Origin of the sequence: Marivirga harenae, from assembly GCF_030534335.1 — a bacterium.
Taxonomy (GTDB): Bacteria; Bacteroidota; Bacteroidia; order Cytophagales; family Cyclobacteriaceae; genus Marivirga; species Marivirga harenae.
In genome coordinates this window covers 1,578,057-1,601,062 of the sequence record NZ_CP130565.1, presented here as the reverse complement: position 1 = coordinate 1,601,062, position 23,006 = coordinate 1,578,057, and the positions used below count along the sequence as shown (strand labels likewise).

At 35.5% G+C, this 23,006-nt stretch carries 17 protein-coding genes; 4 read left to right on the top strand and 13 right to left on the bottom strand.

Annotated features, from left to right (window positions below):
- The first annotated feature begins 98 nt into the window (after positions 1-98).
- Positions 99-1,535 (top strand): SLC13 family permease, encoded by a 1,437-nt coding sequence (locus Q3Y49_RS06800; protein ID WP_303271540.1) that lies wholly within the window; start codon positions 99-101, stop codon positions 1,533-1,535.
- A 15-nt stretch (positions 1,536-1,550) separates the two neighbouring features.
- On the opposite strand, the gene Q3Y49_RS06795 is transcribed toward Q3Y49_RS06800, so the two are convergent.
- Together Q3Y49_RS06795 and Q3Y49_RS06790 are read right to left on the bottom strand one after the other, a co-directional pair.
- On the bottom strand, positions 1,551-2,381 hold the full coding sequence (locus tag Q3Y49_RS06795; RefSeq protein ID WP_303271539.1) for a hypothetical protein: 831 nt from the start codon (positions 2,379-2,381) through the stop codon (positions 1,551-1,553).
- The gene (locus Q3Y49_RS06790) at positions 2,378-2,800 is read right to left on the bottom strand and encodes a 1-acyl-sn-glycerol-3-phosphate acyltransferase (RefSeq protein ID WP_303271538.1); all 423 of its coding nucleotides are present in this window, start codon (positions 2,798-2,800) and stop codon (positions 2,378-2,380) included. The genes Q3Y49_RS06795 and Q3Y49_RS06790 overlap by 4 nt, the downstream gene beginning before the upstream one ends.
- A 233-nt stretch (positions 2,801-3,033) precedes the next feature.
- On the opposite strand from Q3Y49_RS06790, the gene Q3Y49_RS06785 reads away from it, so the two are divergent.
- On the top strand, positions 3,034-3,237 hold the full coding sequence (locus tag Q3Y49_RS06785; protein WP_303271537.1) for a PspC domain-containing protein: 204 nt from the start codon (positions 3,034-3,036) through the stop codon (positions 3,235-3,237).
- A gap of 6 nt (positions 3,238-3,243) precedes the next feature.
- Here Q3Y49_RS06785 and Q3Y49_RS06780 read toward each other — a convergent pair whose 3' ends face one another.
- The 6 genes from Q3Y49_RS06780 to rbfA all read right to left on the bottom strand — a co-directional run bounded on the left by Q3Y49_RS06780 (position 3,244) and on the right by rbfA (position 10,835).
- Positions 3,244-3,648: a DUF4783 domain-containing protein gene (locus Q3Y49_RS06780; RefSeq protein WP_303271535.1), complete on the bottom strand. Its 405-nt coding sequence runs from the start codon at positions 3,646-3,648 to the stop codon at positions 3,244-3,246.
- 171 nt (positions 3,649-3,819) lie between these two features.
- Positions 3,820-4,422 carry a DUF2179 domain-containing protein gene (locus Q3Y49_RS06775; RefSeq protein ID WP_303271534.1) on the bottom strand — a complete coding sequence of 201 codons (603 nt, stop codon included), beginning with the start codon at positions 4,420-4,422 and terminating at the stop codon, positions 3,820-3,822.
- 186 nt (positions 4,423-4,608) lie between these two features.
- A complete protein-coding gene (gene radA / locus Q3Y49_RS06770; protein ID WP_303271533.1) occupies positions 4,609-5,973 on the bottom strand; it encodes a DNA repair protein RadA in 1,365 nt (454 codons plus the stop codon).
- A gap of 187 nt (positions 5,974-6,160) precedes the next feature.
- Complete coding sequence (locus Q3Y49_RS06765; RefSeq protein ID WP_303271532.1) at positions 6,161-9,091, bottom strand: DEAD/DEAH box helicase; 2,931 nt, start codon at positions 9,089-9,091, stop codon at positions 6,161-6,163.
- Positions 9,092-9,197: 106 nt separating this feature from the next.
- Positions 9,198-10,424: an ABC transporter permease gene (locus Q3Y49_RS06760; protein ID WP_303271531.1), complete on the bottom strand. Its 1,227-nt coding sequence runs from the start codon at positions 10,422-10,424 to the stop codon at positions 9,198-9,200.
- Between the two features lie 18 nt (positions 10,425-10,442).
- Positions 10,443-10,835 carry a 30S ribosome-binding factor RbfA gene (gene rbfA / locus Q3Y49_RS06755; protein WP_303271530.1) on the bottom strand — a complete coding sequence of 131 codons (393 nt, stop codon included), beginning with the start codon at positions 10,833-10,835 and terminating at the stop codon, positions 10,443-10,445.
- A gap of 135 nt (positions 10,836-10,970) precedes the next feature.
- Between rbfA and Q3Y49_RS06750 the strand changes: the two genes are divergently transcribed.
- Both Q3Y49_RS06750 and Q3Y49_RS06745 read left to right on the top strand, forming a co-directional pair.
- Positions 10,971-12,338 carry an LTA synthase family protein gene (locus tag Q3Y49_RS06750; RefSeq protein WP_303271529.1) on the top strand — a complete coding sequence of 456 codons (1,368 nt, stop codon included), beginning with the start codon at positions 10,971-10,973 and terminating at the stop codon, positions 12,336-12,338.
- 132 nt (positions 12,339-12,470) lie between these two features.
- Positions 12,471-13,511: a sodium:calcium antiporter gene (locus Q3Y49_RS06745; protein ID WP_303271528.1), complete on the top strand. Its 1,041-nt coding sequence runs from the start codon at positions 12,471-12,473 to the stop codon at positions 13,509-13,511.
- 55 nt (positions 13,512-13,566) lie between these two features.
- Here the strand turns inward: Q3Y49_RS06745 and Q3Y49_RS06740 are convergent, their stop codons facing one another.
- The 5 genes from Q3Y49_RS06740 to Q3Y49_RS06720 all read right to left on the bottom strand — a co-directional run bounded on the left by Q3Y49_RS06740 (position 13,567) and on the right by Q3Y49_RS06720 (position 23,005).
- Positions 13,567-14,949: a dipeptidase gene (locus tag Q3Y49_RS06740; protein WP_303271527.1), complete on the bottom strand. Its 1,383-nt coding sequence runs from the start codon at positions 14,947-14,949 to the stop codon at positions 13,567-13,569.
- A 33-nt stretch (positions 14,950-14,982) separates the two neighbouring features.
- Complete coding sequence (locus tag Q3Y49_RS06735) at positions 14,983-19,785, bottom strand: hypothetical protein (RefSeq protein ID WP_303271525.1); 4,803 nt, start codon at positions 19,783-19,785, stop codon at positions 14,983-14,985.
- A complete protein-coding gene (gene prmA, locus Q3Y49_RS06730) occupies positions 19,782-20,630 on the bottom strand; it encodes a 50S ribosomal protein L11 methyltransferase (protein WP_303271524.1) in 849 nt (282 codons plus the stop codon). Before prmA ends, Q3Y49_RS06735 begins: the two co-directional genes overlap by 4 nt.
- On the bottom strand, positions 20,630-21,391 hold the full coding sequence (tpiA, locus tag Q3Y49_RS06725; RefSeq protein ID WP_303271523.1) for a triose-phosphate isomerase: 762 nt from the start codon (positions 21,389-21,391) through the stop codon (positions 20,630-20,632). Before tpiA ends, prmA begins: the two co-directional genes overlap by 1 nt.
- Positions 21,392-21,577: 186 nt before the next feature.
- Positions 21,578-23,005: a DASH family cryptochrome gene (locus Q3Y49_RS06720; protein WP_303271522.1), complete on the bottom strand. Its 1,428-nt coding sequence runs from the start codon at positions 23,003-23,005 to the stop codon at positions 21,578-21,580.
- Position 23,006 lies beyond the last annotated feature (1 nt).

The window sequence follows — 23,006 nt, the reverse complement described above, 5'->3', positions numbered from 1 at the left end:
TAATCTATTTATATTCAAGCTAAAAGCAATTTCTTTTATCGCTCAAATAATTTCTTCTTGCTATATTTTTCATAATTTCGGCATTGAACAAAATACCTTTGAAAGTTAAATTTCAATATATCGCATTGGCATTAGGCCCAATTTTTTTCCTTATTATTCAATGGGCCAACCCCCAATTCTGGTTTCCTGAAATTGGATGGGATGTATTTTCCATTGCCCTATGGATGATTATCTGGTGGGTATTTGAAGCAATACCTATTTTTGCCACTGCTTTACTGCCGATGATTTTATTTCCAACAACTGGTGTATTTAATCTGATAGAAGCTACATCTCCCTATGCAAGCCCCATTATTTTCCTTTTTATGGGCGGATTTATGTTAGCCTTGGCCATGGAAAAACATCAGCTTCACCGAAGGATTGCATTGAATCTAATCCGATTGACTGGTACAAATGCTAATGGCATTATTTTAGGTTTTATGTTGGCTACTGCGGTTTTAAGCATGTGGATCAGCAATACTGCCACTGCCGTTATGATGCTACCCATTGCTTTATCAGTGGTAAAATTATTGGAATTCACAGAAAATCAGTTTTCTGGTTTTAACAGATTTAAAACGGCCTTATTTTTAAGCATTGCCTATGCTGCTAATGTTGGGGGCATGGCTACTATCATTGGAACCCCTCCCAATGTTGTTTTAGTTGGCCTGGTCAAAAGCATATTGAACAAAGAAATTGGCTTTGCTAGCTGGCTTATTATCGGAATTCCATCTGTAGCGGTTATGCTTTTTCTAATTTACCAGATGCTGACCAAAGTGCTATTTCGACACGGCATCACGAAAATTGAAAAAGCAGAATTATTTATTGAAAAGGAATTAAAGAAATTGGGGCACTGGAGTACGGAAGAAAAATGGGTAGCTGTCATTTTTGGTATCACTGCTTTTTGTTGGATTTTTAAATCACAAATCAATTCATTATTAGGAGTTGATATATTAAACGACACAGTCACAGCGATGTCCGGTGGAATGGCCACTTTTTTAGTGCCACTTAATAAATCTGGCAAAATGCTAATGAATTGGGAAGACATGAAAAACCTTCCTTGGGGCATCTTAATCTTGTTTGGAGGTGGAATGGTATTGGCAAAAGCCATGGAAGAAGCTGGATTTGTGGATATGATAGGTGAAGCCATTAGCCAATATCAAAATATACCGCTTTGGATATTGGTGTTGATATTGACTGCATTGGCTCTATTCTTAACTGAAATCATGAGTAATGTGGCTTTAACAACTATCGCAATTCCAATGGTATTAAGTATTGCTACAGGATTGAAGGTGGAACCACTTTTATTGGCAATACCGGTAGCGATGGCTACAAGTTGTGCTTTTATGATGCCTATTAGCACTCCTCCTAATGCAATTGTATTTTCCAGTGGTTATATCAACATAAAGCAAATGGTTAGAGCAGGTATCCTATTGAATATTATAGCAGTAATTGTATTAACTATTGCTGGATACTTTCTGGCTCCCTTTGTTGGGAACTAACGTCTAAGAAAAAACTTATCCCTTACCTATTAAAGCTCTAATTTCCTTTACTAATTCTTGTTCTATTTTTAGTATTTCAGGCTTCTTAAACAAGAGAAAAGCATTTTTCAGTTTTTTGAAATGGTACTCAGTTTCATACATTACTATAGACACCAGTGGGAATGTAAAAACTATAATCCCCGCTAAAATCCAATCCAAACTAAAGACCAATATCAGGAACATTATACAATAATAGATTGGGTAAAGAAATAAAGAAATGCCACATCTCAAAGAGATGTGCCAGGTCACATCCTTAACTCCAGCAATAACCTTCTTCTCAATAATAAATTCAGGAATAAAATTAATGACTTTGGCTATCACCCAAAAAGGCAATCCAAACAAAAGACCAATAGATTTGAAAAACAAGCCCAATAAATTCGTTTTTTTTGCTAGGAAGTCTTTGGTAAGGTGATGACTTTGAATATTCTCAAAATAATCCTGAATTTTCCCCTTTAGTAATTCTAAATTGGATGGATCTTTCCGAAGCTGTTCCCCTACCTTATTAACCAGCTCATTTTCTGCATGAACAATAGATTTTTTATTCTCCGCCCACTGCATAGCATAAGGCTTCAGCAGAGCTCTGACTTGCTCCATAAATTCATATTCATCATGCCATTTGATATCGACCATTTCTGCCGAAATATCTTCTCTAATTTTATCGGTAAACTGTTTATGCGCAATAATAGCATTTTCATTGTAGACCTCCTTAAAATCCTTTACTTGAAAGGGCTCCCCAAAATGGACATGTAAATCGTACCACCTTTGGGGGTGGCTTTCGTAGTGCAGGCCAAATGGAGCTACATTCAATCCAAGTTCAAAATTGTTTTCATCCTCAGCCTCAAATGCAATTCTGGCAGGCCCTTCTGCATTGGCCTCAAAAACCTTTTTATAGCATGGTTTCCTTCCGGGAAAATCAATAAAGTTTTGCCCCTCTTAAATAAGTCAAAGCACTTTTTAAATATTTCATTGTTTTGGGCCACACTGCCCATATTGTCCTTTTTTCTGTAGATTGGGATCAAATGTATGATGTCAAGCGCAATTGCTGCCCATTTAGATTTGAATATATCTGCACGGACAAGGATGTTGGGGCTTATATTTTTTGCTATTTTTACCAAAACCAAACCATCCATGAAAGTATTTTGATGATTACTTACAAATAAAGTTGGTTTGCAATTTTTAATTCGGTCATAACCTGTCACTATGATATTACGATAACTAAAAGACATACTCGCATTTAGAAAAACACGGAGCAAAGAGTAAATGAGGGACTTTATAATTTTATACATTAGGGACATTAAATCTTAAAGTCACAAATATAATAATTTTAGGGAGTGTTCAATATGTGAAAAAAACTGTTCAAAGTCGAACACCTACCAAGCTTTAAACTACCCATATAAGTGGTAAACGCTATTTTTACACATTGGCATTTATTTTGAGCTCTGAAATAAAAAAAGAACAAATGGAAAAGAATTTAGAAAGAACGAGAGAAAGGGTATTCGCAGGAGTTTGCGGAGGAATTGCAAAATATTTCGGTTGGGATGCCGGTAAAGTGCGTTTGCTTTATGTATTAATATCAATACTAAGTGCTGCTTTCCCTGGGATATTGGTCTATGTAATTTTATGGTTCGTGATGCCAGAGGAAAAACTAAGCTGGAAACGATAATAGCATTTACTCCTCAGAGAAATCAATTATATAAATTTTTTCCTTGCCATTAAACTTTTTCGCTCTAATAAGAACAAGATAAGTGCCTTCGGAATGTACGTAATTTCCGATGGCATATTTCAAACCTTCATTAGAACTACCTTGATGGGCATATTCAAAACTAATGGGTTCGTGCTTTTTGAAAAACTCTTTTAAATAAATTTCTGCATGGACATTACTGAAGTTTCCTTCCTCTCCATTAATATTTAGCTGAATATTATCATGGAAATGCTGGGACAGTTCTTTAGAACTTCCAGCTTTGAGTGCAGAGCGAACATCCCCAAATAAAGACTGATTTTGTGCATGAGCGTCACTAAAACTGAAACTTGACAGCAATAGGAAAAAGAATATTTTTACTACGATTCCCTTCATTAGGATTTAGATTCAATTAAAGAATGTGAATAAGCCAAAATTGTGCCACAGATAATCAATTTAAAACTTATTTAACTAAACTTAAAGCATGAAAAATAATATTAATCCAAAATAGCACAATGGAATTGAGTATGCAAAAAGCATGCTTTAATTTTCAATCTTTTTTGAGCTTTATTTACTTCTAATATCCAACATTTTACCTAATAGAATTCCTTTGTTTTCTTTGAATGACATTTCCTCATCACTTACTTTCTTAACTCCTTCAATTGTGAAAAACGCCTTTGGATTATACTCTTTAACTTTTGGGATTAATTCTTTCAGTGTATTCCTTTTTACTACTGTAAAAATAATGTTTACCTTACCGTCATTACCGGTAGCATCAATATTAGAATATCTGTGATTTTTTCTTTCCAAATACTCAATTAATTCATTGGCCGGTAATGCTGTAATAACCCTAACAACCACTCTGCCAATAGCCATTTTTTCCTCTAAGATGATTCCAACGTAAGTCCCAAATGCATAGCCGGTTGCATATGAAATATAACTAACGGGATTATCTATGTGCTGAAAGATTTGACCGATTGCCAATAACCAAATTAAGGATTCAAAAAAACCGAGGAGCGGAGCAAGTCCTTTTTTGCCTTGCATCACCAAAATAACTCTAATAGTTCCGATGGAAACATCTGCTACCCGTGCCATGAAAATCAATAATGGCAGTATGACAAAGGCAAAAATATTGCTGGAAAAGCCCAATTCTAGAAAAAACTCTTGCATAAAAAAATATTTTTGAAGGAAAACTTAAATATCTGAAAATAAATTTAGTTTGGGAAATGTATTTGGCATATCGTCAACAAACAGATTTGTATCCTCCTGACAGAAATTTCCTACCCACAAAAACCCCAGGACGGACAATATTCTGCATCAATTTGACTATCAGGATTCTCAAAATAAATCTTCTAATTACCCAAATAAATAACTAACAACTTCACCTAGCTGACTGAAGGTTTTAATATCAATTTTATATCTTGACACATCTACTCCCTTCATACTAAATTTAGAAACTAATATTTCGTTAAAACCCAGTTTTTCTGCCTCTGCTATTCTGTTCTCAACCCTATTAACAGCCCTAATTTCCCCACTCAAGCCCACTTCAGCCGCGACACATGTTTTTGAAGACAAAGGAATTTCTTCCAGGGATGAAATGATGGCAACGCAAACAGCAAGATCAATGGCAGGATCTTCAACTCTTAGCCCGCCAGCTATATTCAGAAATACATCCTGAATGCCAAGTCGAAAACCACCTCTTTTCTCTAAAACAGCCAAAAGCATATTTAATCTCTTACTGTCATAGCCAGTTGCTGAACGCTGAGGAGTACCATAAGTAGCAGGGCTAACCAAAGCTTGAATTTCAATCAAAAGCGGGCGGTTTCCTTCCACTGTAGCACCAATGGCTGTCCCACTGCTATCTTTATCTTTTTGAGAAATCAATATTTCGGAAGGATTACTGACTTGTCGCAAGCCGTTCTGCATCATTTCATAAATTCCCAATTCATTGGTAGAACCAAATCGATTCTTAGTGGTTCGTAAAATCCGATAGGTCAAATGCCGATCTCCTTCAAATTGAAGTACAGCATCTACCATATGTTCTAATACTTTAGGCCCTGCAATTGCACCATCTTTTGTGATATGGCCTATTAAAAAAACTGGGATTTTATTTTCTTTAGCAAAGCGCATCAATTCTGCAGTACATTCTTTGACCTGACCTACGCTTCCAGCTGCCGATTCTATTTTTGGTGAATGTAAAGTTTGAATCGAATCGATAACCAACAAATCAGGTCCTAAGGCCTCTACTTCTCTGAAAATATCAGCGGTATGAGTTTCAGTTAAAATATAGCAGTTTTTGGAATCATGCTCCATTCTGTCAGCACGCATTTTAATTTGCTGTGCACTTTCTTCACCGCTCACATACAGTATTTTGAGATTGGAAAGCTGTAAAGCAATTTGCAACATCAGAGTCGATTTACCAATTCCTGGCTCACCACCAATTAACACCAAAGAACCTGGCACAATTCCACCTCCTAAAACCCTACTTAATTCCCTATCCTGTACTTTAATTCGGGCTTCTTTAGTACTTTCTACTTCTTGAATAGAAATAGGTTTATTGGCAATTTTTTTAGCTGATTGGTATCCGCTAGATGATTTTTCTTTTGTGACAACCTCTTCCACAAAAGTATTCCATTGCCCACATGAAGGGCATTTCCCAGCCCACTTTGGTGATTCGTGACCACATTCTTGACAGAAAAATGCTGATTTAACTTTCGCCATTTAGCTACTTCAATAGATTTAAAAACAATTACACAAATCTAGCCGATTTAATAAGGGGGAATAGCCTATATTCAAAAAAATAATTTCTTCAGAAAATAATAGCAAATCATAAAAGTCCTAACTGTTGTTGCAGAATATCAATTAGAGCTAAAAACTTTCGGATTCTTGTCTTATGCTGTATAGCCAATTATGCCAAAATTCCTTCAATATCCTCTTTGCTCAAACTTTTCATAAAGCTTTCCTCTGTGCTGATCAAATCTCGAGCTAGGGTCAATTTTTTCTGTTGAAGAGCTAATATTTTCTCTTCTACAGAGTTTTTGGTAATGAATTTATAAGTAAAAACCTGCTGTTTTTGACCAATTCTATGGGCTCGGTCAACAGCTTGTTGCTCAATAGCAGGATTCCACCACGGGTCTAGCAAGAATACATAGTCCGCAGCCGTCAGGTTTAGACCTAGTCCACCCGCTTTGAGGGAAATCAAAAAGACTGAAATTTCTTCGTTTTCCTGAAATAATTTCACCTGCTTTTGTCGGTCTTTGGTGGTTCCATCTAAATAAGCATATTTTATATGACTACGCTCCATATACTCTTTAAAGAGGCTTAAGTGCTTAACAAATTGACTAAACACTAAAATTTTATGACCTTTTGAAATTATGGAATTTAACATATGCGTCACATCTTCCATTTTTCCTGAATCACCCTGGTATTCTTGATCCGTCATTTTAGGGTGATTAGCAATTTGGCGTAATTGGGTCAATCCTTGCAATAAAATCATTTGTGAACTTCTGACCCCATTCTTTTCAATTTCGTCCAAAATCATATCTCGGAAGTAGTTTTTCACTTCTTCATATTTTTCCTCTTGCATGGTGGTCATACCCGAGTAATGCACATTTTCAATTTTATCAGGCAATTCTGTAGCCACTTGCGATTTATGTCTTCTCAGGATGAAAGGTTTAATCAAGGTCGCTAGTTTTTGAGACTTTTGTTCATCTCGCTTCTTTTCAATAGGCGTCACGAACTCATCTTTAAAGAATTTTTTATTGCCCAATAAGCCAGGATTTACAAATGACATTTGCGACCATAAGTCCATGGTACTATTCTCAACTGGTGTACCCGTCAACACTAGTTTTCTTCGAGATTTTAATTTTCTAACTGCCTTGGCAATATGCGATTCAGGATTTTTAATGGCCTGGGATTCATCGAGAATAATATAATTAAATAAAAACTCCGATAAAATATCAACATCCAGCCTAGTGATACCATAGGAGGTTAAAACCAAATCATAATCCTCAAATTGCTTGCTATCTTTTATTCGGTTTGTACCTGTATAAACAAATATTTTAAGTTCTGGAGTAAATTTTTCAGCTTCAGATTGCCAATTATAAATAAGAGAAGTTGGCATAATAAGCAAATTAGCAGCAGTTCTACCGCTTTCATTCTCGGATTGCAACATTGCCAAAGTCTGAACTGTTTTACCTAAGCCCATATCATCAGCCAAACAACCGCCAAAATTATATTGATTGAGGAATTGCAACCAATTAAAGCCTTCTTTTTGATACGGTCTCAACTCTCCTGAAAAATCGGATGGCATAGGATGATCATCTATTTGAGTAAAGTCTTTCAGTTTTGCAAGCTTCCTGTCCATTTGCACTTTTGCCAGGTTGCTATTTTCCATTTCGCTTACAAGTGAAATATGATGCTTCCTCATTTTCATTGCATCCTCTTCTCCATTTTCCATAAAGCTGAAAAGCTCAGAATAATCTTCAAACCAATGGGAAGGAATTACAGCTGTTTGATTATTCGGTAGCTTAAATTCCAATTGATTATTCAAAATATGTTTCCTCAGCTCTTTAAAAGGGACTTCATAATCACCAAACATGACCACTGCATTGATATCAAACCAGTCTATACCTTCAGAAATATCAATTTCGATGGTTGATTTACCAACAAAGTAGTTCTTATCACTTACATGCTTATCTTGAAGAATCTCAATCTCATTTTCCTTTAGCCAATCGACATTCTTTGATATCCAACTAAAAGTTTTGGTTTTCGGAGCTGTTATTTTCCCTTTTAATATGTCCAATCCTCTTTCAATCATTGCATCTCGAAGACTCTTTTCTTTCAGAAGATTTCTAACCAACCTTTTAAAAACAAATTGACCCTCTTCTTTTTCAACTTTCACGGAAACCCCTTCTCCTTTACCAAGAGGAAAAATGTGCTCACCGTATTGAAACTTTAATTCCAATAACAACTTACTTTCACCTTCCGTGTCCTTATTTCCATTACTAAATAGATCCAAGTTTTTGCCTGATGTTGAAACCAATTCTGAAATCTTCAATTTAGGCAGTGGCTCTTCTCTATATGTCTTTATTTTAAAGCCTCTGGCAAAGACATCAAAAGATGCAACAAGTGGAGCTACAAATTTTTTAAAATAGGTTTCTTCTACTTTTTCAGGAATCGCAATGAATTTTTTATTAAGGAATGGCTTAATTTTCTTACCCTCTGGGTTTTTCTCGAAAGAGTACAACTTTTGATCTACCACTAACCAAGCGGGTTTATTACAAATGAGATATGCCCCTTTATATTGAAATTCTAATTTTTCTCCATTATGCTTAATGGTAGGAAAATAGTGAGTATTATCTTCATTTTTAACAAAATGAAAAAGGATAGTTGCCTTCTCGTCCATAACTTCAATTTGACGCCAAGCAGGTTCCCCATCATTTCCCATTTCAAAAAGCAATTTACCCGTGATTCGGCTGAGAATTTCGGAACGCCTTTTCTCCATATAGCGCTCAATCTCATCTTTAACCAAATCACTGCCCCCGTCATCATTATAATACTTATCAAAGAATTCGGCCGGCTTCATTTTCTTTTTAGCAAACTTCCTGACCACAACATCTTGTTGCATTTCATCCATCAACTCAATTAACTCATAATCCACATCATCCATCCCCTTTCCAAATTCACTAGCATTTTTGGATGATATATTTTGGTGGGAAAAAGTAAGATCACCCCTGCTGTTTTTTTGCACTACAAAGGATTCGAAAGTATAGCCCAAATATTCATGTTCGAATAATGAATATATAAGTTGAAATGGTTGAGTGGTATAGACCTTCATGAATTAAAACTTGTCAATCAAATAGCTATTCTCAATTTTTTGAAAAAATCAGATTTGAAATTTAATAAAATAGGATGGAACTCTTGGTACTTTTTTGAATAATTTGCTACAAACGCTGTATTTCTACCGATTTTGCAGCAATTTGAGCTGGTTTGAAAGAAGCTAAAATCGTAATAAGCGCTATACTAAGCATCGTAAAGATAAAGTCAGTGGCTATCATCTTTACTGGATATGCTTCCTGAACTGCTGAGGCCATGTTCATCGATATCAAGCCATATTCTTGTTGCAAAAAGCATATTATAAAGCCTATCAGCCCTCCTGTTATGGCTCCAGAAAGGGAAATAATCGCTCCCTCTTTTAAGAAAATATTTCGAATGGTCTTAATTGGTATCCCCATAGCAAACAAAATACTTATATCTCTTTTTTTATCTAAAGCCAACATTGTCAAGGCGAAAAAGATATTAAAAGAAGCCACCGCTAGAATGAATGTAAAAGTGATATAAATAAATAATTTCTCGATTTTTATAGCCTTCAGTAAGGAAGCATGTTGCTCATCAGAATTTAAAACTTCGAATTCAACACCTAGCGTCTTTTGGAGGCTTTTCTGAATCTCAATAACCGAAGCTCCTTCTTCTAAATTGATTTCTAAAGAAGTACATTGATTCCCTTTACCAATCAATTTTCTTGCGAAACGAATAGGGACAAAAATGTACTTTTCATCATATTGTTTTTCGATTGCAAAAACTCCAGCCGGCATCAAAATTCCGGAATTATACATATTCGAAGGATTTGTTCTTCCAGGACTGATATCCTTAGGATAATAGAACTGTAAAGCCAGAAAATCATTACGAGAATTTATTGATAAATCATAACGTATTCCTTGTCCAACAACAGCAAAATTCTGTTCTTTTTCTGTCAGTTTTAACTGACCTTCTGTAATGTGAGTCTTAAGTTCGCTATTTTTCACAAATTCAGGACTAACTCCTTTCATCCGTACCACTGATTCACCATCATTATATCGAACTAAAGCATTATCTTCCACTACTTGCACGATAGTGGCAATACCTTCATTGGTGTTGATCTTAGTTTGTAATTCTTCATCGTATTCGAAAAATTTACCCTCAGTCAAACCAATTTTCAAATCGGCATCGAAAGAACTGTAGAGTGAACGAATCAAGTCTTCGAGCCCGTTGAAAACGGATAGCACGATTACCAATGCCGCAGTTCCAATTGCTACACCAACCATGGCAATAATGGACAGGACATTAATAAACCCTTTTTTCTTTTTCGAAAGGAAATATCTTCTCGCTATGAAAAATGATAGATTCTTCAAGATTCGCTTGGGGATTAATTAATCTCTATTTTCATCATCGTCTTCATCCTCCTCTTCAGGAGGGATATCCAATTTTGAAAGGATGTCATCGATTCGGTTCGCATTCTCCAAGGTTTCATCCATAAAGAAAGCCAGTTCAGGAATTATCCTTACTTGTTTCCCTATTCTATTTCCCAAATGTTTTCTAATCTCGCTTTTTCTTTCCTGGATCCTTTCCAAGGTTTCGTTTGGCTTATCAGAAAGCATAAGACTTAGATAGACTTTAGCAAAACTCAAATCAGGAGAAACTTCAACATCAGTAATGGTAATAAATGCCTTTCCAAAGGAATTAGCCATTTGTTTTTGGAAAATTTCACTCAAATCTTTTTGTAATAAACTGGAATACTTTTTTTGTCTTGAACCTGCCGCCATATTTATCTCTAATTTCTTTACAAATATGCATGATATTTTATACAATTTGTGCTTTATCCTCTAATTTAGCAACCGAATCATAAACAAACCCAAAGACTATTGCTAGGTTTTTTCCGAATAAACGACCCTTATCGATTGCTGATACTTTTTTTGGCGGTATTGTTTTTCCGATTACCGTATATAATCGGGTCAGAGCCGTTAGTGTATGAAGTAGATTGGCTTTTAGTTGGAGAGGTTTTAAACAGTGGAAAAGTCCTTTACAAAGACTTGATAAGCCCTATTTCACCCTTGTCCGCATGGACTTATATGGTAGTAGATTTCGTTTTTGGAAAATCTATACTAGTATTGCACATTTTGTCTGTTTTGTTAGTAACCTACCAATTTTCACTTTTCAACAATATTATGTTGAGGAATAAGGCTTACAATGAAAATTCATATATCCCTGCATTGATTTATGCTTTAATCCTGTTCACTTTTTATGATTTTTTCACCCTATCACCAGCATTAATAAGTCTTACATTTATATTATTAGTATTGGATAATATCTATTTAAGGATTGAAAATAAATTACAAGATGCTACTATTCTCAAAACAGGAATTTTCATGGGTTTGGCGGTTCTATTTTATTTACCGTCAATCTTCTTTTTGTTAGCGACAATCCTGTCTTTTGCATTATTGACCAGTTTGGTTTTAAGAAGATATCTATTGTTCCTTTACGGCTTTACATTTCCAATAGCCCTAGTTTTAATTTATTTCTATTGGCAAGATGGACTTGAAGCTCTTATTTCTCAATGGATTGAATTTAATTTGTTCAATTCAGTACAGCCAGTAATTGATTTAAGATCGATCCTTTTAATTGTTATAATTCCAACCCTTGTTTTTTTAGTAGCACTCTACAAAACTTTTAGTGCGAAACGCTTTACCAATTATCAAGTACGGGTTCAACAAGTAATGTTTATAATGTTTTTGGCAGCTTTTGGAAGCTGGTGGATTTCAGAGAAACAAGCACCATATGAACTGTTGGCTTTTGTACCCTCCGTTGCCTTTTTCATCATTCATTTAATCTTTCAATTTAGAAAAAAGATGAGAGCGGAATTATTCACTTTAATATTCAGCATTGCTCTGATCGCGCTGAACTACACAATGTTCTATCAATATTCTGCTTTACATTTTTTAGGAGATTTCAACGCATTAAAAAGTAGTAAATCAATACATCATGAGCTAGTAAAAGATAAATCTGTCATGATTCTGGGAGGCTCAACAGATATTTACAAATCTGTTAACCGCATAGCCACTGATTATTATGACCCTACTCTCAGTGAAATCATCCTAATGGAAATGAGTGAAAAAGAGCAATCAATGGCTCTTTACAAAGATATTCAAAAAAATCAACCGGAGATTATTTTAGATTTCACGGGAATCTTTAACCATCATTATGACAAACTTGTCTTCAAAAACATGAAATACAAGCAGTTAAGCAAAGAATCATATGTAAGAAATTAGACTTTTTCAGAAATATTTTACAGCAAAAAAGTCATACTATTAAAATAAAGGATGTTTGGACATATAATTTGCATTAAAATCAGATGTGATGTTGTTTTAGATTCTGATTTTACTCATATTTGAATTTGAAATATGGGAGAACTTTTATTATATATTGGAATTATATTAATTTCCACCTGGGCAGTTTGGAAAGGAGGAAGTCTCCTTGAAGAATCTTCTGAAAAACTATCCGACTATTATCACCTACCCCCTTTGATTCAAGGTACCATAATCACAGCTGTTGGCTCTAGCTTTCCTGAATTAGCAGCAACAGTTTTATCTACCTTACTCCACGGTAAGTTTGATCTGGGAGTATCAGCAATAGTTGGATCAGCCATATTTAATATTTTGGTTATACCTGGTATTTCTGCGGTTCTGGTTAAAAGAATGCCCGCAGATTTAAGCTTAATATATAAAGACACTCAATATTACATTATTTCAGTTTTTGTACTGTTCATTACCTTCGCATTAGCATATATCTATTTCCCAATTTCAGTTAATCCTGGGAATATGGAAGGTACCATGACAAGATGGATAGCTATTATTCCAATCGTTTTTTACGGTCTATATCTATTTATACAAGGAATGGAAACCCGTGATTATAGAAGAGACCACGGGAAAAGAGCAGTATTAGGTATTGATAAAGAGAGCGTAAACATTAGAAAGGACTGGATTAAGTTAATTATCAGTCTTGTTTTGATCGTTGCCAGTGTGGAAGGCTTGGTTAGTGGAGCTATATTTTTAGGTGAGTTTTTCAATACGCCTGATTTTATTTGGGGCATAACAATAGTTGCTGGCGCTACAAGTATTCCTGATGCGGTAGTTAGTATTAAAATTGCTAGAAAATTTAAAGGCTCCATTAGTTTAGGAAATGTTCTAGGTAGTAATATTTTTGATTTATTAGTAGCTGTTCCTGTTGGGGTATTGATAGCAGGAACCGCGGTTGTCAACTTCACGGTTGCTGCTCCTTTAATGTTATTTTTAGCGCTCATTACTATTATTATGTTCATATTCTTGAGAACTAATCTAGCATTAGTTAGATGGGAAGGCATTGTATTATTAGTACTATATGTCTTTTTTGTTGCCTGGATGATTTTGGAGACTTTAGGAATAACCTCCATAGTCATAAAATAGAAAAGCCTGTCATTCTTCCGAAAAACAGGCATCTACTACTATACAACCTAATGATTTATTTTTTGTCTAGCTCAGCGAAATATTGATGGAATAAAGCAACAGTTTCAATCCCTTTTAAATAATTCTCAACACCAAAACTTTCATTTGGTGAATGTATTGCGTCTGAATTAAGACCAAACCCCATCAAAATACTATCAAGACCCAAAATATCTTTAAACAAGGAGACAATTGGAATACTTCCTCCCTCTCGCGTAGGAATTGGTTTTTTGCCCCATACTTTTTCAAATGCTCTTTCAGCGGCTTTATAAGAATCCGTATCCGTTGGCGTAACGTAAGGCATTCCACCGTGATGAGGAGTAACTTTCACTTTTACGCTTTCAGGAGCAATACTTTCAAAGTGTTTCTGAAAAAGTGCTGTTATTTCATGATGATTTTGATTAGGCACTAATCGCATCGATATTTTAGCACTTGCCTTTGAAGGTAATACAGTTTTGGCTCCTTCACCTATATATCCTCCCCAAATACCGTTGACGTCCAAGGTGGGTCTAATACCCATTCTTTCTAGCGTATTGTAAGAAGCTTCACCTTCAACATCATCAATATCTAAATCCTTTTTGAATTCATTCAGATTGAAAGGCGCTAGATTCATTTTATCTCTTTCTTCCTGTGTCAATTCTACCACCTTATCATAGAAACCAGGAACTGTTACTTTCCTATTTTCATCTTGAAGTGAAGTAATCATGCGGGTCAATACATTTATTGGATTAGCAACAGCACCTCCGTAAACTCCAGAGTGTAAATCTCTATTGGGTCCAGTGACTTCAACTTCAAGATAACTTATGCCTTTTAGACTTATTGCCATGGAAGGGTGTTCGTTGGCAATCATGGAAGTATCCGATATCACGATTACATCCGCCTTTAGTTTTTCTTTATTCTCCGCTATGAATATTTCAAGATTTTCCGAACCAACCTCTTCTTCACCTTCAATCATAAATTTAACATTGCAAGGAACTCCCCCTTTGCGCATCATCATCTCAAAGGCTTTAACATGAATATACATTTGACCTTTGTCATCGGCAGATCCCCTGGCTACAATTTTCCCGTTTTTGATAACAGGGTTAAAGGGCTCAGAATCCCAGAGCTCATACGGATCCGCAGGCTGAACATCATAATGACCATAAACCAAAACAGTTGGCAACTTAGGATCAATTATTTTATCGGCATAAACAATCGGATGACCAGCAGTTGCACAAACTTCTACATTTTCAGCACCAGCCTCCTCAAATTTAGTTTTCATGAATTCAGCAGCTTTTTTCACGTCTCCACTGAATTTAGGGTCCGCACTGACGCTTGGAATTCTTAGTAAATCGAAAAGCTCATCCAAAAATCTTTGCTTGTTTTCGCTTAAATATTGTCCTGTTTCTTCTTTAGTTATCATCTATTAAATATTATAAGTTTGGTGTGAATTAAATTAAAAACCATCGTCATCATCATCAGCAGCCGGATTATCTTGAGTTGGAACTGGAGTATTTACAGGCGCTGCAGTAGCTGTTGCTTCGCTAGCCATTTCAAGGTAATATGGTGCGTCTATATCAAAATATCTCTTTCGATAATCCTCCACGAAGTTAGTGACTTCCAATTTATCGCCAGTTAGAAATACAAATTCACCGAATTTGGCTTTATCTGCTTTAGATTTTTTTTCAATAAGCTCATTTGCTTCACTGTTAGAGGAGAAAAATATTAATCTATCTTGCTCAAAATGGAAGAAATACCAACAAGAAGGAGAAACCTGCAGGAATAATTTAATGGCAGATCCCATTTCCAATTTCCGAATTTCTATAAATCCATCAATATTTGCATTAACATCCTGTGCCCCGGTATTTGATAGACCAATTTTCCCTACACTGTGCCAAGAATGCTCTTCATCCGACCATTTCATGTCAATATTATTCAAAACAATAGTTTTGGTTAGATCAGAAGATAAAGCATGTAAGGGAATGTATTCATTAAAAATATTCTCTTCATAACGCTTAGCCGCAGAATTCCCAGCTATTTCAGCAAGTTTGGGAAGTAAGCGATCTAAATCTTTTGTTGATTCTGGCAATCCTAGCCTTTGAACTACCTCAACCATATCTGTTCCAACAATTGGGGTAAAAGCATTTGGCAAATCAAATTCAATAGTCATCATCAAATTGAAAATAAATTCTTGACTTAACAAGTCGCCTGATCCAGAACCCGCAGATTTAAATGCAGCTTCTTTCCTGCTTTCAATAAATTGAAATGGCCCTTCAAACTCTAATTTCTGCTCTTTTTCGTTATAGGCAAAATATTTACCTGCGTAGGACGTACCGGCTTTTCTTGCTTTACTTTCAATGATGAATTGGGTTGTAGATGCATTATAAGTTAGTAAACCACTTGGCTTGAAGAAATCAACATCAGTAAAATCCCTCTTTTCGTTGATAAAAGTGGCATATAGCTGATTATCAATGTTATCGAAATGGATGCCGGCTTGAAGAGGCTCACCCATTTCAGTAGTACTATTATCAAAATCTATTACTACTTCCTTGGCACTTCCATCACTCCTATATGAAATCCAAGTATCGTAATTTGGGATATCTCTTAAATCGGGCTGAATGTATCCTTGCAATTCAAGTGCAGGCTTATCGGCATACATAGTGACATCTCCTTTATAATACATTCCTGGGCTTATTAACATTCTATCCTCTTTTCTAACACTTCCAGAAGAAACAGTTCGCAATTGAGTCTCTCCTTTAGGGGAATTGGGTATAGGTTGTAAGCTAAATTCCCCCATTTTTATTGAAAAAGTATCTCCTACAGAATTTACATATCGATACGTAGCATTCCCTTCAAATTTCTTTCGTGACACAATGTCAATTTCTGCGTCATACAGATTATGATAGCCAGTTAATGTATCTAATTTTAGGGTTGCATTAAATAATTTATTGATTTTACCATTCTCACCAATAATTACTTCCCCACCACTTGGGGTGATTTGAGCATCTGCAACAATAATAAATGGGATTCCAGAAACATTAAGTGCCTGACTTTCGATATCATAAATCGCTTTTGTTGCATTAAATACAAGAGAATCTTGATCTGGATTAGTAGAATAGAAATAAGAATTATTAATATTGATATTTTCCGGCTTCGTCATTTCTACAATCTTCTCATCTAATCTCCATAATGCGGACGGTATAGAAGTTTTGTAACTCGCATAAGGGAAATTCAAGGCCGCATCTCCTTCAATCTCGGGGTTAACAGTTGCAGTATTGGCCATAAAATCAAAATCCAATCGAACGTCATCTGCAGATAAAGCAGGAATAGTATCAGTTGATTCAATTCTAAATTCTGCATTTCTGGCCGAAAAGCTTTGCTCTTCAAAACTAAATTTGTTTGATGAAGTATTGGATCCCCGTGTGGTCATTTCTCCCATCCCAAAAAGTCCTTTTTTTGAAATAATAGCTTTCCCTTCCAGCGAGGCTGTTTCCTCATACATTTTAAATGCATCAGATCGATTGGACATGTACAAACTATCTTTGGCTGTTAACCAACGCATATCAAAATCGGCAATTTCTAATTGAGGATAAGACACCCCTTCCCAATCACCTGCCTCAATAGTTGCATAAGTCCCAATTGCGGTAATTGAATCCTTAAAAAAAGTGAAGTTTTCAGATCTTATAGTAGAGCTCAAATACTCAATCTTATCTCCACCCCTTAAGCCATTGTTATCTAATTTAATGTTACCGTAAAATCTTGCTTCTCCGTCTAATAGATCAATTCCATCATCAGGTAAAGGGTGATTAAACCCAAGCGATTTATCTGGCATCACCCTTAGCTTTTCCTCAAATTCGGGAAAAATATCGCCTGAATGAAATACTCCGTCAAAAGCTATTGAGTTGGGATCTGAGCTACTCACTGAATCAATTTCAAACGGAGGGATCACGAAATACAGACTTTGATCATAAACCCCATTCAAAATTTCTTCCCCAAGAAAATATACTGTAGCCCCTTTAGTGGCATTGAAAATTGGATATTTAGGAAATTCCTTTTGAGCAGATTTGTTGTTCGGTTCATTAATATATAATACTCCAGCAGTTTCTACCAGTTGGTTTTGTATTTGTTCTTTATTGGATTGTTTACTATCAGCACCAGCTGCTAAATTGAATTTAATATTATCAATTTGAGGCATTGAGATTAAAAAGCTATCATAGTCCATTCTAAACTCGGCTCCTTTGTATTGATAATTACCTGCGTAAACGGTTCCATCAAATTGAATATCTCTGTTTTTTCTCAAAACCACTTTACCGCTATCTGGCTCAACGCTAATGCCAAGCTTATCATTAATTATAAACTCTTCCACCCCAAAAATATCTAAAGTGCCTTGATTCAGATTCAATTTGCCGTTAGGTTTCCCAGAAGATACCGATGATATTTGAACATTATCATAATCTTTCCTTCCCCATTTCGAATCCACGTAATGAAAGGCCTTATCCAACATTTCTATTCTTCCGCTTACAATGTCATATTTTATGAATCCATTTTGCATCAACAATTTCATTCCAGATCTTAATTTGCTTTCTTCAATGCCTGTTTTCTGAGCTACTTCATTAGTGTAAAAGGTTTTTATGTTGGCATTTCTACTATAGTTTACCGCCACTTGTAAAACATGAAATCTATATAATCCTGAGAGACTGTTGTATCGATACTCGTTAAAATATTCTGCTGATTCAAATAAAGCCGGCACCCTATTTCCTGCTATCAATATTGATATATCCACTACAGAAGAGTCCATATCCCAGCTTAGTTTATCAGCCGTAAAATCCATATTAAAGTAACTTGCATAAAAAGGGGTGTTCTTAAAATCCCCTTTATTTTTCAAAAGATTTAAGTTATTTTCATTCACCCTGTAATCTAGACTTAAACCTGGATGATAAATTGAATCTGTACGTTGGTAGATTGATACGCTACTGACTTCCGATGAGAAAGTGCTGTCTTGATAAATAAACTCTCTTGATTCCGCCCTAAACATTTTTACTGCTTTACCCTGTAGTTCTAAACTACTTATACTTCTATCCATAGCCGAGGTACTTAAAGTGGTACCTTTTAAGGTTACCCCACCTTTCAAGTACAGGCCATCTTTATCCACAAAATTCAAGTCATAACCTGATTTGTAGGATTGGAAAAACGGGAATGCGGCATTTTCGCCACTTCTGTTTTCAGCATTAAAATCGATAAATCCTTTGACTGGTTGCTTAATAATATCTGGATAATTCAACGTAACTTGCTCTGCTGAAAATTCCTTTTTATTCACTTCAAAAGTAAACTCCGACAATTCTGCATTCAATTCATCCTTTTCTCTTCCTAGGTGTTCCCAGGTCAATACCCCACTCTCAGCTACAAAAGTGTTACCGATCAATTCCAATTTACCTGAAACGCTATTCACCTTAATAGAATCGGTTGTATTAAGAAATTTGAGATTTATGTTTTTCAATTTCACTATCGGCCCTTCCAAAATGGGCATTGGCTCGCTAAAAGCTGATAAGTCAACTGGACTATTTTCCTCTACTTGGTTGGTTTCTTCTGCGACAGCTTCCTCCTTGCCCCAACTATCGTCTCCCCAACTATCATCACTACCCCATCCGCCATCATCATTATCTTCCCAGCCATCATTTGCTTCAGATCCCCATTCACTTTCTACTACTTCTTCTTGAGGCTCTGTTTCATATTCTACTGATACCACTGGTTCAGAAGGCCATTCAAAACTGACACTACCACCTGAAAATGCCACTTGATAATATCTGCTATAAAAAATTGCCTTTTTCTCTAAAATTTGCTCTGTAGTTCTTAAAAGTATTTTAAATTGATTGGCTTCCAATTCTTCATATGCTCTTTTTGTGATTTCTAAGAATGTATTAATGGCATTTGCTGGGTCTTCCAAATTGGAAGCTGCACCAGAGAGCGTACTGATGAAAGGAAGTCTAAAATCACGAATAGAAAGATTATCAGATTTCATCTTACCGTAGATTTCTTCAATTAATAGCCGGTTCTGCTGAGTGAATAAATTATCCTGATTCCAGTAGTTTTGAAAAAAAAGTGATACGCTTTCCGATTTTTCGGTTCCAATTTGTGCCAAATCCATCTGAACCTCACCTAGAAAACCAGGTTTAGATGATTCTAAATCGCTTTCTTCATTTTGAGCTTGTAGGCCAAAAATAACTAAGAATAGCAATATGGTTGTAAAGTATAATCTCATTTATTCTTTCTAAGCAAAAGTGCTGTCCATTGGTTCCTTACCGATTGATTTGTTAGCTCTAACGAAAATTTTTGGCATTCATTCAAAATATCATCAATATCATTTTCATAAAACCCGCTTAGCATCAAACTCCCCCCTTTTTCAAGATGTTGTTGTAAATGTTGAATATCTGCAAGCAAAATATTTTTATTTATATTAGCTAAAACTAAATCGTACTTAGCCTCAACTGGGATACTCTCCACTTCTCCTTGCCAGACTTTATAAACAGATTTATCACATGAATTTAACGAAAAATTCTCTTTTGTATTTTCAACCGCCCATTCGTCAAGGTCATAAGCATCTACTGTTGAGGCCCCTTTAATTGAAGCTAAGATAGCCAAGATTCCTGTTCCACATCCAGCATCTAGAACTCTTTTACCAGTCAACTCCTTGTCTTGCATCAATTTTAGCATCTGATAAGTAGTCTCATGATGCCCAGTTCCAAATGACATTTTGGGAGTTACGATAATCTCAACAGGAAATTTTGGATTAGGCGAATGAAAATCAGCACGAACAAGAATTTTATTCTCCACTTCAATGGGCTGATAATTCTTCTCCCAATCTGCATTCCAGTTTTCCTTTTCTATTGTTCCCAATTGATAAGTAACTGTAGTCAGTTCGAAATACTGCTTAAAAAGCTCCTCTATTTGAGAAGCTTCTATTATTTGATTCTCCTCTGAATAGGCAAAAAGACCAGATCCATCCTCCTTTTCCTGAAAGGTAGAGAATCCTATTTGTGCCAACTCCGCCATGAAAATCTCTATAAAATCTTCGGTGCAGCTTACCTCTAAAGAAATATAGCTCATTAAAATGATTTGATAATATCTGTAAAGTCTCTTGATTTTAAAGAAGCCCCTCCAATTAAACCTCCATCTACATCAGGCTGAGAAAACAATTCCTTCGCATTATCAGGTTTGCAGCTCCCACCATATAAAATTGATGTTTCATTTGCTACCTCTTCACCAAATTTGGATGCAATATGCTGGCGGATCGTTTTGTGCATATCCTGAGCTTGATCTGAACTTGCCGTTTTACCTGTTCCAATTGCCCATATGGGTTCATAAGCAATCACAATATTTTTGAATTCGTCCGCGGATAAATGAAATAAGCTATTGGTCAATTGCTTGGTTACATATTCATTTTGAGTATTAGCTTCTCTGATATCCAATGGCTCACCGCAACAAAAAATTACTTTCAGATCATTTTTAAGCGCATTATCTGTCTTTTTTGCTAGTTCAGCATCAGTTTCGGAAAAGTGCTGTCTCCTTTCACTATGCCCTAAAATCACATATTGAGCACCTAAAGATTTCAGCATAGGGGCAGAAACTTCACCTGTAAAAGCACCAGCATCTTCATGATGACAATTTTGTCCTGCCAAAACAATTTTGCCCATCTCAGGGATTAGATTTTCAATTGCATATATAAAAGGAAAAGGAGCAGCAATTACTACTTTAACATTGGCAGGAGCTTCATCTTCCACCATATTTGCAATTTCAGAAGTCAATGCTTGTGCTTCTGCTAAAGTTTTATTCATTTTCCAGTTTCCTGCTACTATTTTTTGTCTCATCTTATTCTCATTTATAATTGAAAGCTAAAAAACAAAAATAAGAAGATTTGAGCATAAAGCTAAAGATGGTGCAGTAAGATGTGGCTATTGACAAATGAAATCTAAATTTACTTAAAAAGCTTTAGTAAATGACTACAGAACTTATTTTGAAATTCTGGATAGGCAATTTGTAATTAATCAATCAATTTAATACTCCCACTTTCCCATATCAACTGTTGGTTTCAAGTACACTTCCGGAATAAAATTATCAATATTCTTCAATTCAGAAGCTTTCATTAATGAAATCTTATGAATATTAAAACCCTCAATTTCCTGCAATTCTGGAATCCAATAACGCACATATTCTCCTTTACTATCATATTTTTTTGCCTGGCTTAAGATATTGAAATAACGGTTATCCCGAGGGTCATTTCCTACACCCGCTACATAGGCCCAGTTCCCCCAATTGCTGGCCACATCATGATCAATTAACTGATGCTCGAAATACCAAGCCCCCATTCGCCAATCCAATCCTAAATCTTTCACTAAGAAACTAGCTACATTTTGCCTGCCTCTGTTACTCATAAATCCAGATGCATTTAGCTCATTCATATTAGCATCAATGAATGGGACTCCTGTTTCTCCATTTTTCCATTTCTCAAATACTTGTAAATCCCATTTCCAATTCACTCCCTCTCCTTTAATGCCTTCCTTCTGAAAGAGCTTGGTTCCATATTTCTTTAAGACGAAATGAAAATAATCTCTCCAAATGAGTTCAAAAATCAGCCAATAGGTTGATTGATTTTTTTTTCGTTCTTTTTCATATTTCTTGACTTGGTAATAAATAGATTTTGGAGAAATACAGCCCTGTGCAAGCCAAGGAGAAAATTTAGAAGAATAGTCAGGTCCTAATAAACCATTCCTGGTGTTTTTATACTCTTTCAATAAGCTCGATTCCCAAAAATAATAGTTCAGTCTTTCCCAAGCTTTACTTTCTCCACCCTCAAAGTTTAATACAGATTTTTCGTCTATTTCAGTCTCAATAATTCCTAAGTTAGCGTATTGAAAATCGTCTATCAACTTGACTGAGGCTGACAAATCATCAGGCGTAGCAAACAACTCTCGAACTTCCGTTTGCTTTTCATTTTCCTTTCTGAATTGCGTGAAAATATTTGGTAATTTATTGATAGGCCAAGGGATATCGTCTTCATGAAAAAGCGTTGTTTGAGCGTAAAAATTAACTTCTAACTTGCTTCTGATGCACAACTCCTCAATAGATTTTTCTACTTGCGCTTCCTCTGTTCCAGCTTCCTTAGGAGCATAAAGTGCATCAAATTTACTTTCGGATAAAAACTCTTCAATAATTTTAATAGCATTACCTTTTCGAATTACTAACTGCCCTCCTTTTCTCTCAATGTTTTGCTTTAAATCTAAGACTGATTGCCAAATAAAATTTAATTTCAAATCCGAAGATCGCCTCATTCCCAATGGATTATCTTCCCAATCCTTTTCATCAAAAATATACAGCAATAAATAAGACCCAGAATTTTGAATTCCTTCCCAAAGTGCTTGATTATCTTCCAGTCTGAGATTTCTTCTAAACCAAATTAGTGATTTTCGGTGCTTTTTATACATT